Raw genomic sequence first — 15741 nt, forward strand, 5'->3', positions numbered from 1 at the left:
TGGACCAATTACAGACATTGTACCATTCAAAATATTAAATGCCTCCGGAAGTTCGTCAAGACTTGTATTTCTCAGCCACTTGCCAAACTTCGTGAGTCTCACATCATCTGGAAGAAGCTCACCATTCTCATCACGTTCATCAGTCATAGTACGAAACTTGTACATTTTAAATACCGTTTCCTTGCCGTCTTTGCCAATCAGACCAGGACGATCCTGAGTAAATAGAACCGGACTTCCCAATTTCAGTTTAACAAGAGCTGCAACGCCCAAATATAGCGGAGAAAAAACAACTATAGCAGCCGTAGCGCAGGCTATATCGAGTATTCTCTTGCCATACTTCTCATAGAAGCCCATTTTTCTTTTTTCAATAGGCTCTATCAAATCTGCTTCATATGTAGTTTTCTCAGCTTTTTTCTTCATAACATGAGCCGCAATTGCAGTAGCACCTACAACAGCGCCCGTAAGCAAAGCAAATTTCTTACTCTTTTTCAAACTGCCTCTCCTTACTCAAAACAACTCCTGATAGCCCAAATAATTCTCTCCTGCTGTTCCTCAGTCATCTTATTATCACTAGGCAGGCAAGCGCCTCTGTCAAAGATATCAGCGCCTACATCTTCTGCACCGCCTGCAATATAAGCATTTGTGCGGCATCTGATACTGCCGTTGCGACCAACGCACTCGTGCATTCTGTACATAGGCTGCATGTGCATTGGCTTCCATATTGGTCTTCCCTCTGCATTTATGCTTGCTATCGCTTCCAAAATTTCAGTAGGACAAGTCTTGCCGGCTTCTTTGATGTACAAAGCCTCGCTGTCATTTCTGACCTGCTTGCACATTGCGTCTTTATCTATGATAAGTGCAGACAGCCAATAATTTGGCTCTGTTCCCTCAACGATAGGATTCATTTTAACAGGAAGTCCTTTAAGACCCTCTTTGTATCTCTCGTATATTGCTTTTTTCTGCGCAATATGCTCCTCAAGATGCGGATACTGACCACGAACGACTCCTGCAATAACATTCGACATACGATAGTTGTACCCGACCTCTTCATGCTGATACCATGCCGCATTCTCACGAGCCTGCGTTGACCACTTACGAGCCTTATTTGCATCTTCAAGGCTGTTCGTCAGCAAGCATCCGCCACTAGAACCTGTTATTATCTTATTGCCATTGTAGCTTACAGCGCTGTAATCACCAAAGCTTCCGCACTGTCTGCCGTCAATGGTAGCACCCATAGCTTCAGCAGCGTCCTCGATCAAAAGCGCACCATGCTTCTCGCATATCTTCTTTATCTCGTCCATTCTTCCAGGAAAACCGTATAACTCAGCGCTTACTACCAGCTTGACTTCAGGATACATCTCAAAAGCCTTTTCAAGCGCCACAGGATCCATGTTCCAAGTATCTCTGTCAGTGTCGATAAAAACAGGAATACCGCCCTCGTAAACAACTGGGTTGAGAGTAGCGTCAAAGGTCATGTCGCTGCAAAAAACTCTCCTGCCCTCAAGAGCGCCATGAGATATAGCAGGCTTGCCATAAAGCCTCTCGCCAGCAAGCTTACAGCACAAGTGAAGCGCAGCCGTGCAGCATGAAAGGCCAACAGCATACTTGACTTCAGACTTCTCCGCCGCTATCTTCTCGACCTCATTTATATTCTTACCGATTGTAGACATCCAGTTGGTATTATAAGCCTCAGTAACATATTCAAGCTCCTCACCATGCATTGTAGGTGACGCAAGCCATACTTTTTGTTTAAAGGGTTCTATTTTTTCCATTATTTTTCCCTCTTCCATATTTACTTCATATAAGTAACCATAATTACACTTATTCACGTTAATAATTTTATCACAAAATTTTAATCTAGTCAAGTATTTACCCCATACTTATGTATATTTTTTCAAAAATCGTACATTTTCAGTGTAATATACAATGCTAACCATTTACAAAAAGCTCAGTTTGTGCAATTTTATACTAAGCTGAAAGCTATAATTTTCTTCATTTAAAATTGTTAAATCATGAAACGTTTTGAATAATATTTTTACCACAAGATTTTTGTTCCAGACAAAAGCTGACTTGATTTTTATCTGCATTTTACACGGCTTTTATTGATTATCAGGCAAAACCAGCATATAATCATAATAGTAATTATGGCGAAGTATGAGAAATATGATTGGAGCGGTGTTTATGATAGTAAAAATTTTCTGTGCGGTTTTGGTAGCCCTTGGAGTGAGCGTTGCAATTGTTCTAGGCGGTCTGATAATTTTGGCTTCTTGTGTTAGTGGCAGAAAAAAGCCCGCTGGTGACAATACCGCTGATGACGAGGACACATTTATTTACACAAATTATATGCAGGGATTTTACCTATAACTTTTTCTATCCTGCCAAGCTTTTTAAATAGTATACTCATCAAGTGGAGAGTGCTTTGCCCATAAGCATTCTCCACTTTTGTATACCATTTTTTATTCTATCACTCGACCCCCAAAAAACTATTGACACAGCCCGAAACTTGTGCTATACTCTCAACAAAATCAAATGACACTACACGCAGAAAGGGCGTTTTATAATGACTGAAAAAGAAAAAATGCTTGCGGGCAAGATATATGACTCCTCCGACAAGGAGCTTGCAGAATTGAGGACAAAGGCTCACAAGCTTTCACAGCAGTACAGCAGTTTGTATGAAGATGATGAGAGAAGAAACGCTATCATTGACGAGCTTCTGCCCGACCATGGCGAGGGATTTTTTCTCCAAGGTCCTGTGTATTTTGACTATGGCGTTTTCACAAAGTTCGGCTCAGGCTGCTATGCAAACTTCAATCTGACAGTGCTTGACACCTGCCCTGTGACCATTGGCGACAACGTGTTTTTCGGTCCCAACTGCACCATTGCCACACCTGTTCACCCATTCAGATGGCAGGAGCGTAACATGAAGAAAAAGTCTGACGGCACTTTTTATGATGATGAATACGGCAAGCCTATCACCATACACTCCAACTGCTGGATAGCGAGCAATGTTGTCATCACAGGCGGAGTTACCATAGGCGAGGGCTGTGTTATCGGTGCAGGAAGCGTTGTCACCCGTGACATACCGCCAAATTCTCTTGCGGCAGGAAATCCATGCAGAGTTATCCGTGAGATAACTGAGGAGGATTCTATCAAGTACAAAGCAGAACTTTTCTGAGCATAAAAAATACCCCTGACCAGAAAATGATCAGGGGCATTTTTATCGTCTGTCGGATCATTGAGTATAGACCCATTTTCTATCGGACCACGCTCCGTTATAAGTCTTTCCGCCTTTGACAGTGTAGCTTCTTACACGTACGTAATATTTTTGATATCTTGCAAGTCCAGAAACTGTCTTTTTATCGGTGCGGTTGTTTGTTACCTTTACGCTTTTTGCTCCCTTAAAGTCGGAACGCTGTGAGTATGATATTTCATATCCCGTGGCAGACCCTTTCTGTGCATAATCTATAAAGAAGCCTGCATATGTGCCGTAAAGCTTCTGTATCACCTGCTTTGCAGGATAGATAGCAAAGCTTTTGGTGATAACTCCGCCGTAAATGCCCTTGCCTGTGATAGTCACCTTTGCGGTGCCGACCTTGGTGTTTGCAGAATATTTCACAGTGTAGTCTGTGCCGTTTTTAAGTGTCTTTGAGCCGTATTTTACTGTGATCTTCTGCGTTATCGCCTTGCCGGTAAAGCTTTTTGAAGAAATACCGCTGACCTTTGCGTTTGCAAAATTAGTCTTTGCCGTCACAATGCTTTTAGCGTCTGACCAATTGCCGTAATAGGTCTTTCCGCCCTTGACAGTATAAGAGCGAACTCTTACATAATATGTCTTTGAAGCCCCTAATCCAAGTACCGTCATCTTATCCGTCTTGTTGGTGGTGAATCTGTATGTGGAAGCATTTGAAAAATCAGATCTTGTGCCATACTGGACCTCATAGCCTGTTGCAGATCCTTTCTGCACAAAATCCACAAAAAAGCCCTTGTATCTTGTTTCAAGCACCTGTATCTGCTGTTTTGCAGGATTTATAACAAAAGAAACGGTCTGCTTGCCCTTATAGTTTCCGTAAAATTCAACTGTTATCTTGCCCGTGCCAACATTCACGTTTGAGAAATACATCACCATATAATCAACATAACGTTCAAGGGTCTTATTGCCGTCCTTTATAAGCACATCAGGTGTTATCTCCTTGCCGGTGAACGACAGTGGTGTAGCGTAATAAAGCTTGACCTTGGAAGCGTCCTTTGGCTGGATAGTAAAGCTTTTTGCAACAGAGCCTCTGTATTCGCCTTTTCCAACAAATGTCATTTTTGCAGATCCTGCGTTAAGATTGGTCTTATAATAAACAGTGTAATCCACGCCCTCTTTAAGCGCTTTGCCCTCATAGGTGAGCGTTACGTCAGGCTGTTCAATATTCTTTCCTGTGTATGTGAAGCTGTTCTTGAAGCCTGATATCTCGCAGTCTGCAATAAGCTTGCTGTCAGAATACTCCGCTGTGACAGTCATATCCTCCGTGACGTTTTTATAGTCCTTGTCCCAGCCTGTAAAACGCAGACCCTTTATAGCAGGGGCTTTCGGAGCTTTTGCAGACTTACCATATTCCACTGTCTGCTGACTTATCACCTTGCCGTCCTTATCCACAAACGTAACGTTATATGTATAAGGCTTCCATGCGGCATAAAGGGTCTTTGCACCGCCTGAATATGATATGCTTTCTATTCTTTCACCAGAAAGTGCAGCGTTATCATACCAGCCTGCAAAGTCTGCACCCTCTTTTGTCGGTTCGGAAAGCGTCACGCTTTCGCCTTTGCTGAGGTATTCTGGATTGCCTGTGCTGTTCGTGCCGCCATTTAAAACATAGTCGATAGTGACAAATTTTGCTTCAACAAGCTTTGCCTTTACTGTGCTGTCAGCAGTATAAACTGTGTTCGCATCGACAGCAATGCCGTTCTTGTACCATTTAAGAGCATAACCGCTTTGCACTTTGACAGCAGGATATTTCACCTTGCCGTCCTTATCAGTGCAGGCATAATGCTTGCCGTCGGGGGCTTCAAATGTTATCTTGTGCGAAGCCTGCTCCCCAGGACGAGTTAGCCTTGCTTTGCCGTCTGCCATTGTCCACCTGCCGCTGTCTGTCTGCTTTCCGCCAATGGTATTCAGCGAATAAGCTGCAGAGCTTGTAACGTTAGACAAAGCCGTTTTCTTTACCTTGCTGTCAGAAAAGTTGCCATTATACCAGCAACCGGCATATTGCTGTCCATAATAAAAAGCGTCATTATCGATACTGCCCACCATAGCTTTAGCATTTGAACTGCTTGACTTTGCAAGGTCTGAAGCACACTCTGTCAGGGTCAGACCACCTGCTTTGCCCACGATTCCGCCTGCTGAGCTTGTACCCTTGACAGTTCCGCTGAACGTACAGCGCTGGATAGATACCGCATCAAATTCACCTACGATCCCGCCTGCGTACTTACCGCTGACAGTTATTTTCTCAGCACTGAGATCTCTTATCTGCGCTCTGTCCTCAGCATAGCCGAACAGACCTGCATAAGAATTATTTTGGATAACAGCGTTTTTCAGAACGTGTCCGTTGCCGTCAAAATATCCGCAAAAAGGCTTTGAAGCCGTTCCTACTGCCGATATCTTTGCACCACCGAAGTCGATGTCTTTTTCAAGCACAACACGCTTTCCTGCAAAGCTTTCACCGCCTGATACACGCTTTGCGAAGTTTTTCCAATCCGTCGCTGTCTTTATAACAAGGCTTTGTTCCTTTATCTCTTTCGCCTTTGCCTTTATAAGAAGCTTGGCATTGGTAATATCGTTCTTTGATGCGTTTTCGTCTGCAATAACTTTCTTGCCGTTGTTGACCTCACGCTCATAACCGCTCTGCTTTTCATACTTTGCCACAAGTGTTTCAAGCTCGCTTTTATCAGACTTATCTATATCATCGGTATAGGCAAATATTATAGGCTGACCAGTATAAGCGTCCTTGTCGGTAACGTCCGTCCAACTGTCGCCGTCATTGGAAATATACGCCTGACCAGGCTTCATGACCCCGTCTGAATAGCCATAAACGGTCACATAGCCTGAGCCGTCATCACCGCTGAATGTCATCACGACAGAATATCTTTCGCCCTCGTCAAGCTCAACATCAGGGATATCCACGGTATAAAAGCCGTCGCTCTGCACCTTTCCGCTGACCTCACATTCAAGTATCCCAACAGGAGTGCTGTCTGAAACAGAAGTGTAGACCTGCACGGTGTAGTCAGACTTTCCAGTGTAGCCAAGATACATAAAGCCCACTTTGTCAAGAAGCTCGTCTTTTTTTGCTGTAAAAACATCAGCACCGCTCATTTTGTTTTCATTGCTAACATAAAATATAGAATTATCCTTATTAGCAGGATAATGGTAATTATTATCACAGCTTTCAGTGAGGTCGAACGCCACCCAATCGGTCATTTCTGCCTCTTCATAGGATATCCAGTAATAACCGTCCGTGCCACTGGATACTCCCCAAGAGCCTTTCACAAGCCATGCCCCGTTTTTCTTTGGCTGATAGCCTGCAAGGAAATTTGACTTGCTATAATTATCGTCCCAGCCCACTACGCTTACGGCATGATTTATTCCACTATATTTTGTAGTTTCCGGATCGTAATAGCTTTTGTTATCAAAGGTCATATACAGGTCGTCTGCATAATAGCTCACCATTACTCCGCCAAGCTCTTTTATCTTGTTTTTAATGGCGTTTCGTCCGCCTGTGATAGTGGAAGCGTAATTAAGCTGATATTCGCAAACGCCCTTTTTCTCCTCAGATACGATAGTGGCTTCCGTTCCGTCGGACACGAAAGGCTCATATTCATCATAGCAAAGTCCCCTATGAGCCGCCATAGCAAGGGACGAATCCATCCACGTTCCGCCGCAATCCCATATTGACTCGTCAAATCCGCCGTTAGCATATGTAGAGAGGACAAGGCTCGGCACAGAAAACTGCACGTTTTGATTTTCAAGCCCCTTTTGGATAAGATTGCTCTCTGTGCAGGAAAGTGCCGCAAACGCCCAGCAAGTGCCTGTCTGGAACTGATTTTTGATAGTCGTCAGCGTATTCTTAGATCTGGGGTCATATTTCGCAGGCAGCGAAGCCGTTGCCTTTTGTGCGTAAGCTGAAACCCCGTCGTCCGTATCGACCAAATCTTCATCAGCGATCTCCGATTTTTCCAGACCTTCCTTTTCGTAGCCATAACCATTATCAGTAAAAATTATCCTGCCCATCTTGAATTTCGGGCTGTCATTATCTCCGCCATGCTCCATATCCGCAAAAGCTGCGCAAGGAAACTGCACTGACAATATCGCCGCCGTCAAAATGGCGGCACATTTATAGATCACCTTCATAAAGATCTCCTTTCTGCTTTTCTGTTATTTAGTTGCACAAAGTTTCTTTTGGTTACTATTTTAATGATTACTTTTTTATCTCTTTCTCCCCACTGAGATAATATTTTTCTTAGTAAGCACAAGTAGCACAATGCCAAGCAAAAGTATCAGCGGCCAAGTAAGATACGGTCTTTTATCATTATCAATATCGGTCACGACCTTATCAGGCTCACCATTTTTATCAGTGTTGTAATACACGTTCACTTTTTCGTTCTGACTCACATAATATGTGCCTGTGAAGATCTCTCTTGTGTACTCCTTGCCGCCAACATCAAAAGCGACAGTTATGTAATATGTTTCAGCTTTGTTGCTTGCCTTTTTGTTATGTCCCCAAGTTTTCAACTCATGGTCTATCCACTTCACATAGCCTGTGGTTTTCTCAGCACTTGACATGAAAACCCTGTTTGAAACATACTTGCTGAGATTATAGATAGTAGAGAAACCACCCATAAGAATAAAAACGATACTCAGAGCGATAAGCCCTGCATTTTGCTTTTTCATTTGATATACCCCCTGAACAGAAATGTTGTGTTAATATGAATTTATTATATCATATGAGAACATGGAAAGTCAATAAGCCTATCCCATCTTTCCATAAGTCTTATGGACATATTTATTAGTACGGTTTTGATCGTTGAGGTAAGCCGCTATTTTCTTTCTGCTGTAAGGACTTTTTTATAAGATCATGTTGAAACTTTATTTTCTTCATTTTTTGAATAATTCTTGACTTTGTTACAAATCTGTGTTATACTAATCATAAACGAACGGTCGGTACGCATAAAAGGAGCGAAGCAACATGAAAACAACTGAGCAACAGCACAATGAGCGGAAACGTGAACTAATGGAAAAGTGCTTCGAGTGCTATGCGGAAAACGGGCTCACAGGCACAGGAATTAAAGCACTAGCCGATGCGTGCGGATGCACGAAAGCAAATTTGTATTCGTATTTTAAAAACCTTGATGAACTGATCATTGAGTCAACGGCATACTGTATGGAAAAGGTTGAGGACGACTTTATGGAGATGGCACCCACCGACCCCGAGGATGTTGTCCGTTTTGTGAAGGAGGTCCCGTATTGGACAGCAAAAAAGCACGGAAAAAAATATCGCCTGATGTATCAGATATATACGCACCCGAAGTATATCGAGTACGGCAAGAAATTCTTTGAGGGCGTGAACGAACGCTATACCGAGTACGCCAAGCGGCTGGAGCCGAAGATCGGCATTCCCTATACGGTCATCACGCCGCTGATCTTTATATTCGTCCGCGCCTGCGTTCATTATGCGATGTTTGAGGATGAATATTATCTGAAAACCCAGATGGAGGTCTTAAAACAGGGGGTCGCCCTGTTTGTGGATAAGTACAAAGCAAACCAAGCATAAGCCTATCGACCGCCGCTCATTTACGGCGTAGGCAGCGGTGCAAAGCTCCGCCGTGATAAACAATTCCGAACGGAGGAAAAAAGATGAAAACAAGAAAAAAACTACTCACAGGTACACTTTTGGCGCTTTGCACCGCTCTTTTGGTGCTTTGCAGCGTGCTTGCAATAGGATGGAGCAAGGCGGCAAAAACAGGCGACGCACTGCCGGAGGTGCGAAACAACGGCACGGCGATTCAGTGGAAATACAGCGACGAAGCCGACTGGCACAACCTTGTGGCGCTTACCGAGCTGCGGGGCACTGCCGGAGAAAACGGAGCAGACGGTAAAAATGGTAAAGACGGCTCTGACGGCATTAACGCCAAAAGCATAGAGGTGCAGCGAGCTGAAACCCACATACAGTGGCGTTACGAGGGCGATGAGTGGCAGGACCTTGTGGCGATAGCCGACATCACAGGCCCCACCGGGCAGAAAGGTGCAGACGGAGCAAACGGAAAGACACCGGAGTTCCGTGTAAGTGAAAACACCCTGCAGTGGCGCTATGTCGGCGATGAAATATGGCTGAACCTGTACGATCTTTCGGTTTTGAAAGGTCTTGACGGCAAGGATGGTATAAACGGAAAAGACGGAGCCGACGGCAAGGACGGAACAAACGGACAAAACGGCTCCGATGGCGCGGACGGCAACACCCCCTTCATTGGTGAAAACGGCAACTGGTGGATTGGAGAAACCGACACCAGCGTAAAAGCCGCAGGCATTGACGGCACAGACGGCGAAAAGGGAGACAAAGGCGACAAGGGAGACAAAGGCGACAAGGGAGATAAAGGCGAAAAAGGAGATAAAGGCGACAAGGGCGATGCCGGTCAGAACGGCAGCTGTTCGGGGTATTTTCACGCCTCAAACGGCGGCACCGGCGCTTCATTCAATCAGCCGCTTCAGTTGTTTGAAGATTGCAATTCCGGAGGACTTTTTGTATGGGATCGAGCCAATAGAACCGTAACGCTGAAAGCCGGACATACATACAGTATTTCATTCAGCGGTTCGGTCTGCATTTCTCACGACATGGGTGGATGGTACTCGGTAGTATTGAAAGGCAGACAAGGCATTCTTAATGATACATTGATCGAAAGGTATATGAACGATGCAGATAATTCACGAGTGTGGATGCCGTTTGCATTCAACCGCATCTACAATGCCGGCAGTGATATTGTGCTGCAATATGAATTTATCCAGTTGACCCCCGGCACACAGCTGAACGGTGCTGTCTATAATATTACAATCATTGCTCTTGATTGAGCCGACATATACAAAACGGAGGTAGCAAGAAATGAAAAAACGAATACTCAGCATCCTGCTCACCCTTTGTATGGTTCTTTGCCTTGTGTCGACAAGTGTATTTGCCGAGGATAATATGGCAGCGAGTGGGACGGCGGAAGTTTCCACAGCGGCGGAACTGGTTTCAGCAATCAGATAAGCTTCATACGGAACAGTCAAACTGACGTCAGACATTACCATTTACACCACATTAGTGGTCAACCGCACCGTCACCCTTGATCTCAACGGTTATGTGCTGAAATACGGCAGCAGCAGTGCAGGGCATGTAATCACTGTGTCCAGTGGTATTTTGACAATTGAAAACAGTGACTATACAAAATCACACAATTTCCAAAAGAAGTATAATTTATATGTAAATGATTTTTTTTGAATTTTGCTCCGTTTAAAATCATACTAATTTTAGCTTTTAATTTTTTTCATTCCAAAAACCGCCCCATTTCGTTCTATAAATTACCTCTTATAATCAAATCATGCAGACATATAATATTATTGCAAGCCCGAAAAACAAATGAAAAGGAGATACGAAAATGAAAGGTATCACAACTCAGGAAGGCAGAGAAACACTCAACAAGTTCAAGATGGAAGCAGCTAACGAAGTTGGCGTAAACCTCAAGCAGGGCTACAACGGCGATCTTACAGCTCGTGAGGTCGGCTCTGTAGGCGGTCAGATGGTCAAAATAATTAGTCCTGAACAACAATGGATATTTACCCGAAACAGCGTAAGAAACACAGGTCATTGCATCGAGATTACATATGCCGTTAGACTGTCAGTATAGGAGCAGCACAACGATATATTTTCTTATCAAAACATCGCATTTGTAAAAACAAATGCGATGTTTCAATGTTTATTCTTTCAATATGTTAACCCAATCATCTGGAAATCCCATAAGTTTTTTATCAACGTGAGGGTACTTGTGAAAAAGTTTATCTAGTTTGTCCACAAACGCTGTCCAATGTTGATCATTAGTTATTAGATGTTTTATGCAAAGAAGAGTTGCAAATACACGGATACTGCTTATCCCCTTTTCTGTATATTGCTTATATAGCTTTGGCGTTTTAGCAAGATTAACATTATACAAACGTCCATAGTGTGCACAAATATTCCGCACAAAAGCAATGTGTTCGACCCAGCTTTCAAGATAAGTATATCCCACGCCATACAACGTTGCAACGGCTTTTTTGTCCTGAGGTTTCATATTTTTATAAAACTTTGAGAGCGTACCGAAACTGAACAGCTCCACCAAAGCGTAAAACGGAATTTTGCCGTCAGTATAATTATTTTTGAAATTCTTAACAAAAGGGGCTTTGCTATTTCTGGATATTTCCTTTTTTATCTCACAAAGAAAATCATAGTGATAGCCAGGATCATTAAAATTATCCGGATCTTCATATCCTAGTACACCATAAATATGTGAGAAATGATTAGCTACCCTACACCTGAGATTAACTTCGATTTGCTCTATCCAAGTAAATAAGAGTTGCCTGAAGTTGGCGTTAAACAGGTATAACTCAACGATTTGTTCAAAGGATATAGAACCATCAAAATTTTTATTTTTACCTTTTAGTCCAAGATCATATGCTTTTATCAAGCGGAAATATGAAATATCATTAAGAATTCGACGTGCATATTCTTCATTGACAATTCTCAACCCAAGCATTTTCAAGTTCTCGATTTGTTGATCAACATTCATTGATGGTTGCTGTTCTTTAAGCTGCATAAAAAAGTCCCCTAATAATTAAACGACCCGACGTGGTACGCATTGCTAAGAGGCGTGTCGGGTTCTGTTAATACTATTATATGCGATTTTTTCTAAAAAGTCAATGGTAAATATATCTAGATAGATGTCATGAAAATGAAATTATGTTATTCTTAAGTGCTATCACTCTTTATTATTTTTTATATTAAAGATAGAGTACAGGAATCATTGCATTGTCGAAAATATTAAATAATTGTAAAATCATCACATCATAACTTGACTTGCATTTTAGACAAGTGTATAATATCGTTATAGACAAACGTCTAATACGGAGGTGTGTAATGATAAACCAAATAAAAAAACTTCCAGATGCGGAATTTGAGATAATGAAAACTATTTGGAGTATGAGCGAACCTGTCACAAGTTCTCAGATAGCAGAAAAAATGAGCGACCATAATTGGAAATTACCAACTCTCACATCATTTCTTAAACGCCTTATTGAAAAAGGATTTTTAAGAACGGAGAAAACAGGTAAGGAGCGTCAGTATTATTCGCTGGTATCCCAATCGGATTATCTTAAATTTGAAACAGAAAATTTCTTTGGCTCGGTCCATAACAACTCACTTTCAAGCCTTGTTACAAATCTATACGAAACTGATAAGCTAAGCAGTCAGGATATCGATGAGCTGATACGTTTTCTTGAAGAAGTAAAGGACAGAAATAATGATAAATAATTTATTTACATATTTTATACGGAGCAATGTACTGATAGTGTGCCTGTATCTTTGCTGTAAAATATTTTTAGCTGTAGGCAAAAAGCGTCAAAAATTATCATTCTACAAGGTATGTTCAGCGTTGTCATTGCTGATAATATTCCCCTTAGACCTGACCACTCTTATTCCTCACCAGGCTGTCACCGCTGACGTAGTTCAGAATATTTACGTACAAAAATACATTTTTACAGAAACGCAGCATATTCCAGCTGTCAAGAAGATAATGCCTTTTCTTGTTGCGGTCTGGTGTATTGGTGTAGCTTTCAACAGCTTTGTTTGCATTTACAAGTACCTTGCCTTAAAGCGCTTTGTTGACCGCTGGGCAACAAAAAATGGTGTATACAAATGCGGCAATAAAAGCCTGAAAGTAAAAAAGTGCCCAGGCATTTCAAGCCCTATGCTTATGGGCGTGTTCGCCCCTGTAATAATTCTTCCTGACAATATCGCAGCTGATAATTATGATGTGGTATGTATGCACGAAAAATTTCACTATCTTAATCACGATATATTCATAAGGATAGTAATGCAGGTCGTTTGTATAATCAATTGGTTTGATCCGCTTGCATACAAGCTTTCACGCAGTATGAATTTGCTGTCTGAGATAGCTTGCGACGAAAAAGTTGTCAAGGAGATGAATGATACCGAGAAATATAACTACTGCGGTATGCTGATAAACAGATGTGAAAATGGTAAACAAGATACAGCATTTTCAGCGTGTTTGTATTCACAAAAAGAAAAGGTGAAAACTAGGATAAACGAGATAACTGCCAAGAAAAAGAAGTCATATGCAAATATTATAATACTTGTTGCTATAACTTTGAGCACGCTTATCCTCTGCTCTTTTGTTGACATTAATATCGATGACGAGCTAAGTTCGACCCACACCTTTAACAATGGTGAAATGGTAACAAAAGAGCCTGTTTTCGTGAATGAAGGTCAAAAAATAACTATAAAGATCGAACTTGACCTGTCCTCTGATTATTCAGACAAAGACGGAGAGTATATTGAACTAGGCTACTATCAGGACGGAACAGAACACAGAATTTTCTGTGACAAGACTGCAGGCAACGAGATAAATTTTACCGCTAATAAAGACGGCGACCACACTTTTTATTTAAAAAATTACTCTGCATATAAAATAACCCTTTCGGAGTTTGACGTCAATGTTCAGTAACAAACAAAACCTCCTCTCGTATATTTTATGCGGATATATTCTTGGCTGTTTGTATACCATGCTTATCAGCGACGCCGATCCTATCTCAAAGTATTATGTATCGAACATTTCGCTGCTGCAATTAGTCATTCCCACCATCGCATTTTCAGCAACACTTTGCCTTATAACTGTTTTCAAAAGAGTTAATTTAAATTTGCTTTTGACAGGATTGATATTTGCTTATTCGTTGATATCAATATGGAAAATGACCAATACCACAGCATATTTCGGCTTTGCCTGCATTGCTGTTTTGGCTATAATAATATTTAGGTTTGCTGATATAAAGGAAACTGAAATATTAAAATGCCGAAAAACGGAGATAATTTCAGTTCTGTTGTTCACGGTGATATCAGTAACAATATTGATGATCGGCACCGTATGCAGACTAAAAAGCTATGAATCATCGTGCTTTGATATGGGAATTTTTCTGCAAATGTTTGAATATATGAGTAAAACGGACAAGCAATACACCACGGTCGAACGAAATGTGCTTATGTCACATTTCAATGTGCATTTCTCACCCTGCTGGTATTTGCTACTGCCAATATATATGATATTTAGAAACTCGGTTGTTTTAGTCATATTGCAAGTGCTTATCATTGCAAGCGGAGTATTGCCGCTGATAAAAATATGCAGGCTTTACAAGCTCGGCAGAACTGACACCGTTTTGTGCAGCATAATATATCTTTTCTACCCTGCATTTTGCAGTTCTCAGTTTTTTGATATCCACGAGAATATGTTTTTACCTGCATTTATATTGTGGCTGTATTATTTTATGTGCAAGAAAAATCACATTGGTGAAGTTGCAGCGTGTCTGCTTATACTCTCAGTCAAAGAGGACGCAGGGGTATACATCATTTGCCTAGGTCTGTATTCCTTGTTTTCCAAAAAGAAAAAGACCAGCGGTTTACTTATCACTATAATCGGCATACTTGGCTTTATTGGCACAAATTTATACATAAACATTTTTGGCGAGGGTGTAAAAGTAAACCGATATGACATTTACTTGGCCGAAAACGACAGCGGACTTATTGCGGTGATCTTAAACGTCATAAAGAACCCGGCATATTTTGTGTCAAATCTGATAACAGTAGATAAACTGCTTTTCCTGCTGTTGATGACAGTGCCTTTTATTTTTGTTTGCTTTAAAATAAACAAAGCGTCAGATCTGTTTTTGCTCGTTCCGCTGATAATCGTTAACCTCAGCACAGACTACACATATCAATATAATGTAGATTACCAATACGTTTTCGGAAGCGGAGCAATGCTTTTCTGTGCTTTTGTTAAAGAGGTATCAACATTAAAGCAGAAACGAAAGGTATTACTTATATCCGCAATGTCAGCGGTCATACTTTTCTCGGTTACAGTTAGTGATAAAATACAGTTATACACCGAACGATATGAAAACACCGCACTTATAACGCAGACTAACGAATTTATCGACACCATAGACAAAACCGTCTGCATATATGCAGACACATATATAATACCGTCGCTTTACAAATTTGATAATGTATATCTTTTGGATAATGCTGATGTTTCAAAAGCTGAAATAATACTTCTTGACAACCGCAAAAATGATTATCAAGGAAAGCTTGAGAAATACAAAAAGACTTTTTCCATTTGTGAAGTTCACGGGATGGTTACTGTATTATTAAATTATTAAATTAAGAATATTATTAAGGCAAAAGTTCTCTAAAAATTCGTTTCTGTTAAATTAATAACGTTTTGACATAGGGGGTATCTCACAGTGCGACGGCGAAAACGCACATCTTACCCCCGTGTCAAAATCAAATCTTCTGTGCAAAACAATGAAAATGGACCATGACTATTGACAAACGTATTAAAATGCGATACCATAAGAATGGAGAATAATATAAGCTCGTAAAGATTTTAAGAGTCTTTGCGAGCTTTTTG

The 15741-nt window shown here is 41.4% G+C and carries 13 protein-coding genes and 1 pseudogene; 9 read left to right on the plus strand and 5 right to left on the minus strand.

The window, feature by feature from the left end; genetic code table 11:
* Together QVO88_RS05775 and QVO88_RS05780 are read right to left on the minus strand one after the other, a co-directional pair.
* The coding region (locus QVO88_RS05775; RefSeq protein ID WP_288177812.1) for a sugar transferase at positions 1–354 on the minus strand (354 nt) is incomplete at its 3' end.
* Between the two features lie 149 nt (positions 355–503).
* On the minus strand, positions 504–1772 hold the full coding sequence (locus QVO88_RS05780) for a DegT/DnrJ/EryC1/StrS aminotransferase family protein (protein ID WP_022287563.1): 1269 nt from the start codon (positions 1770–1772) through the stop codon (positions 504–506).
* Positions 1773–2181: 409 nt separating this feature from the next.
* Here QVO88_RS05780 and QVO88_RS05785 point away from each other — a divergent pair, with 409 nt between their 5' ends.
* Positions 2182–2364, plus strand: coding sequence for a hypothetical protein (locus tag QVO88_RS05785; RefSeq protein ID WP_022287564.1), 183 nt, complete (start codon positions 2182–2184; stop codon positions 2362–2364).
* Positions 2365–2560: 196 nt separating this feature from the next.
* Complete coding sequence (locus tag QVO88_RS05790; protein WP_022287565.1) at positions 2561–3175, plus strand: sugar O-acetyltransferase; 615 nt, start codon at positions 2561–2563, stop codon at positions 3173–3175.
* Between the two features lie 57 nt (positions 3176–3232).
* Here QVO88_RS05790 and QVO88_RS05795 read toward each other — a convergent pair whose 3' ends face one another.
* Entirely contained in the window at positions 3233–7390 is a 4158-nt protein-coding gene (locus QVO88_RS05795) for a C1 family peptidase (protein ID WP_022287566.1), read from the minus strand.
* Positions 7391–7465: 75 nt separating this feature from the next.
* Positions 7466–7930: a DUF3592 domain-containing protein gene (locus QVO88_RS05800; RefSeq protein WP_022287567.1), complete on the minus strand. Its 465-nt coding sequence runs from the start codon at positions 7928–7930 to the stop codon at positions 7466–7468.
* A gap of 295 nt (positions 7931–8225) precedes the next feature.
* Here QVO88_RS05800 and QVO88_RS05805 point away from each other — a divergent pair, with 295 nt between their 5' ends.
* From QVO88_RS05805 to QVO88_RS12315, 4 genes and pseudogenes are all read left to right on the plus strand, one after another.
* Positions 8226–8810, plus strand: coding sequence for a TetR/AcrR family transcriptional regulator (locus QVO88_RS05805; RefSeq protein ID WP_022287568.1), 585 nt, complete (start codon positions 8226–8228; stop codon positions 8808–8810).
* Positions 8811–8893: 83 nt separating this feature from the next.
* Positions 8894–10102 carry a hypothetical protein gene (locus tag QVO88_RS05810; RefSeq protein ID WP_022287569.1) on the plus strand — a complete coding sequence of 403 codons (1209 nt, stop codon included), beginning with the start codon at positions 8894–8896 and terminating at the stop codon, positions 10100–10102.
* A gap of 31 nt (positions 10103–10133) precedes the next feature.
* The gene (locus QVO88_RS05815) at positions 10134–10280 is read left to right on the plus strand and encodes a hypothetical protein (protein WP_022287570.1); all 147 of its coding nucleotides are present in this window, start codon (positions 10134–10136) and stop codon (positions 10278–10280) included.
* A 388-nt stretch (positions 10281–10668) separates the two neighbouring features.
* A pseudogene (locus QVO88_RS12315) lies at positions 10669–10824 on the plus strand (alpha/beta-type small acid-soluble spore protein); the annotation flags it as partial.
* Positions 10825–10986: 162 nt separating this feature from the next.
* On the opposite strand, the gene QVO88_RS05825 reads toward QVO88_RS12315, so the two are convergent.
* The gene (locus tag QVO88_RS05825; RefSeq protein WP_022287572.1) at positions 10987–11859 is read right to left on the minus strand and encodes an Abi family protein; all 873 of its coding nucleotides are present in this window, start codon (positions 11857–11859) and stop codon (positions 10987–10989) included.
* 320 nt (positions 11860–12179) lie between these two features.
* Between QVO88_RS05825 and QVO88_RS05830 the strand changes: the two genes are divergently transcribed.
* The 3 genes from QVO88_RS05830 (at position 12180) to QVO88_RS05840 (ending at position 15490) form a co-directional block, all read left to right on the plus strand.
* Positions 12180–12572, plus strand: coding sequence for a BlaI/MecI/CopY family transcriptional regulator (locus QVO88_RS05830; RefSeq protein ID WP_022287573.1), 393 nt, complete (start codon positions 12180–12182; stop codon positions 12570–12572).
* The gene (locus QVO88_RS05835) at positions 12562–13785 is read left to right on the plus strand and encodes a M56 family metallopeptidase (RefSeq protein WP_022287574.1); all 1224 of its coding nucleotides are present in this window, start codon (positions 12562–12564) and stop codon (positions 13783–13785) included. Before QVO88_RS05830 ends, QVO88_RS05835 begins: the two co-directional genes overlap by 11 nt.
* A 403-nt stretch (positions 13786–14188) precedes the next feature.
* Positions 14189–15490 (plus strand): DUF2079 domain-containing protein, encoded by a 1302-nt coding sequence (locus QVO88_RS05840; RefSeq protein ID WP_288177813.1) that lies wholly within the window; start codon positions 14189–14191, stop codon positions 15488–15490.
* Positions 15491–15741: the final 251 nt, after the last annotated feature.

The sequence above is a fragment of the Ruminococcus sp. CAG:57 genome (assembly GCF_000435935.1).
GTDB lineage: Bacteria > Bacillota > Clostridia > Oscillospirales > Ruminococcaceae > Hominimerdicola > Hominimerdicola aceti.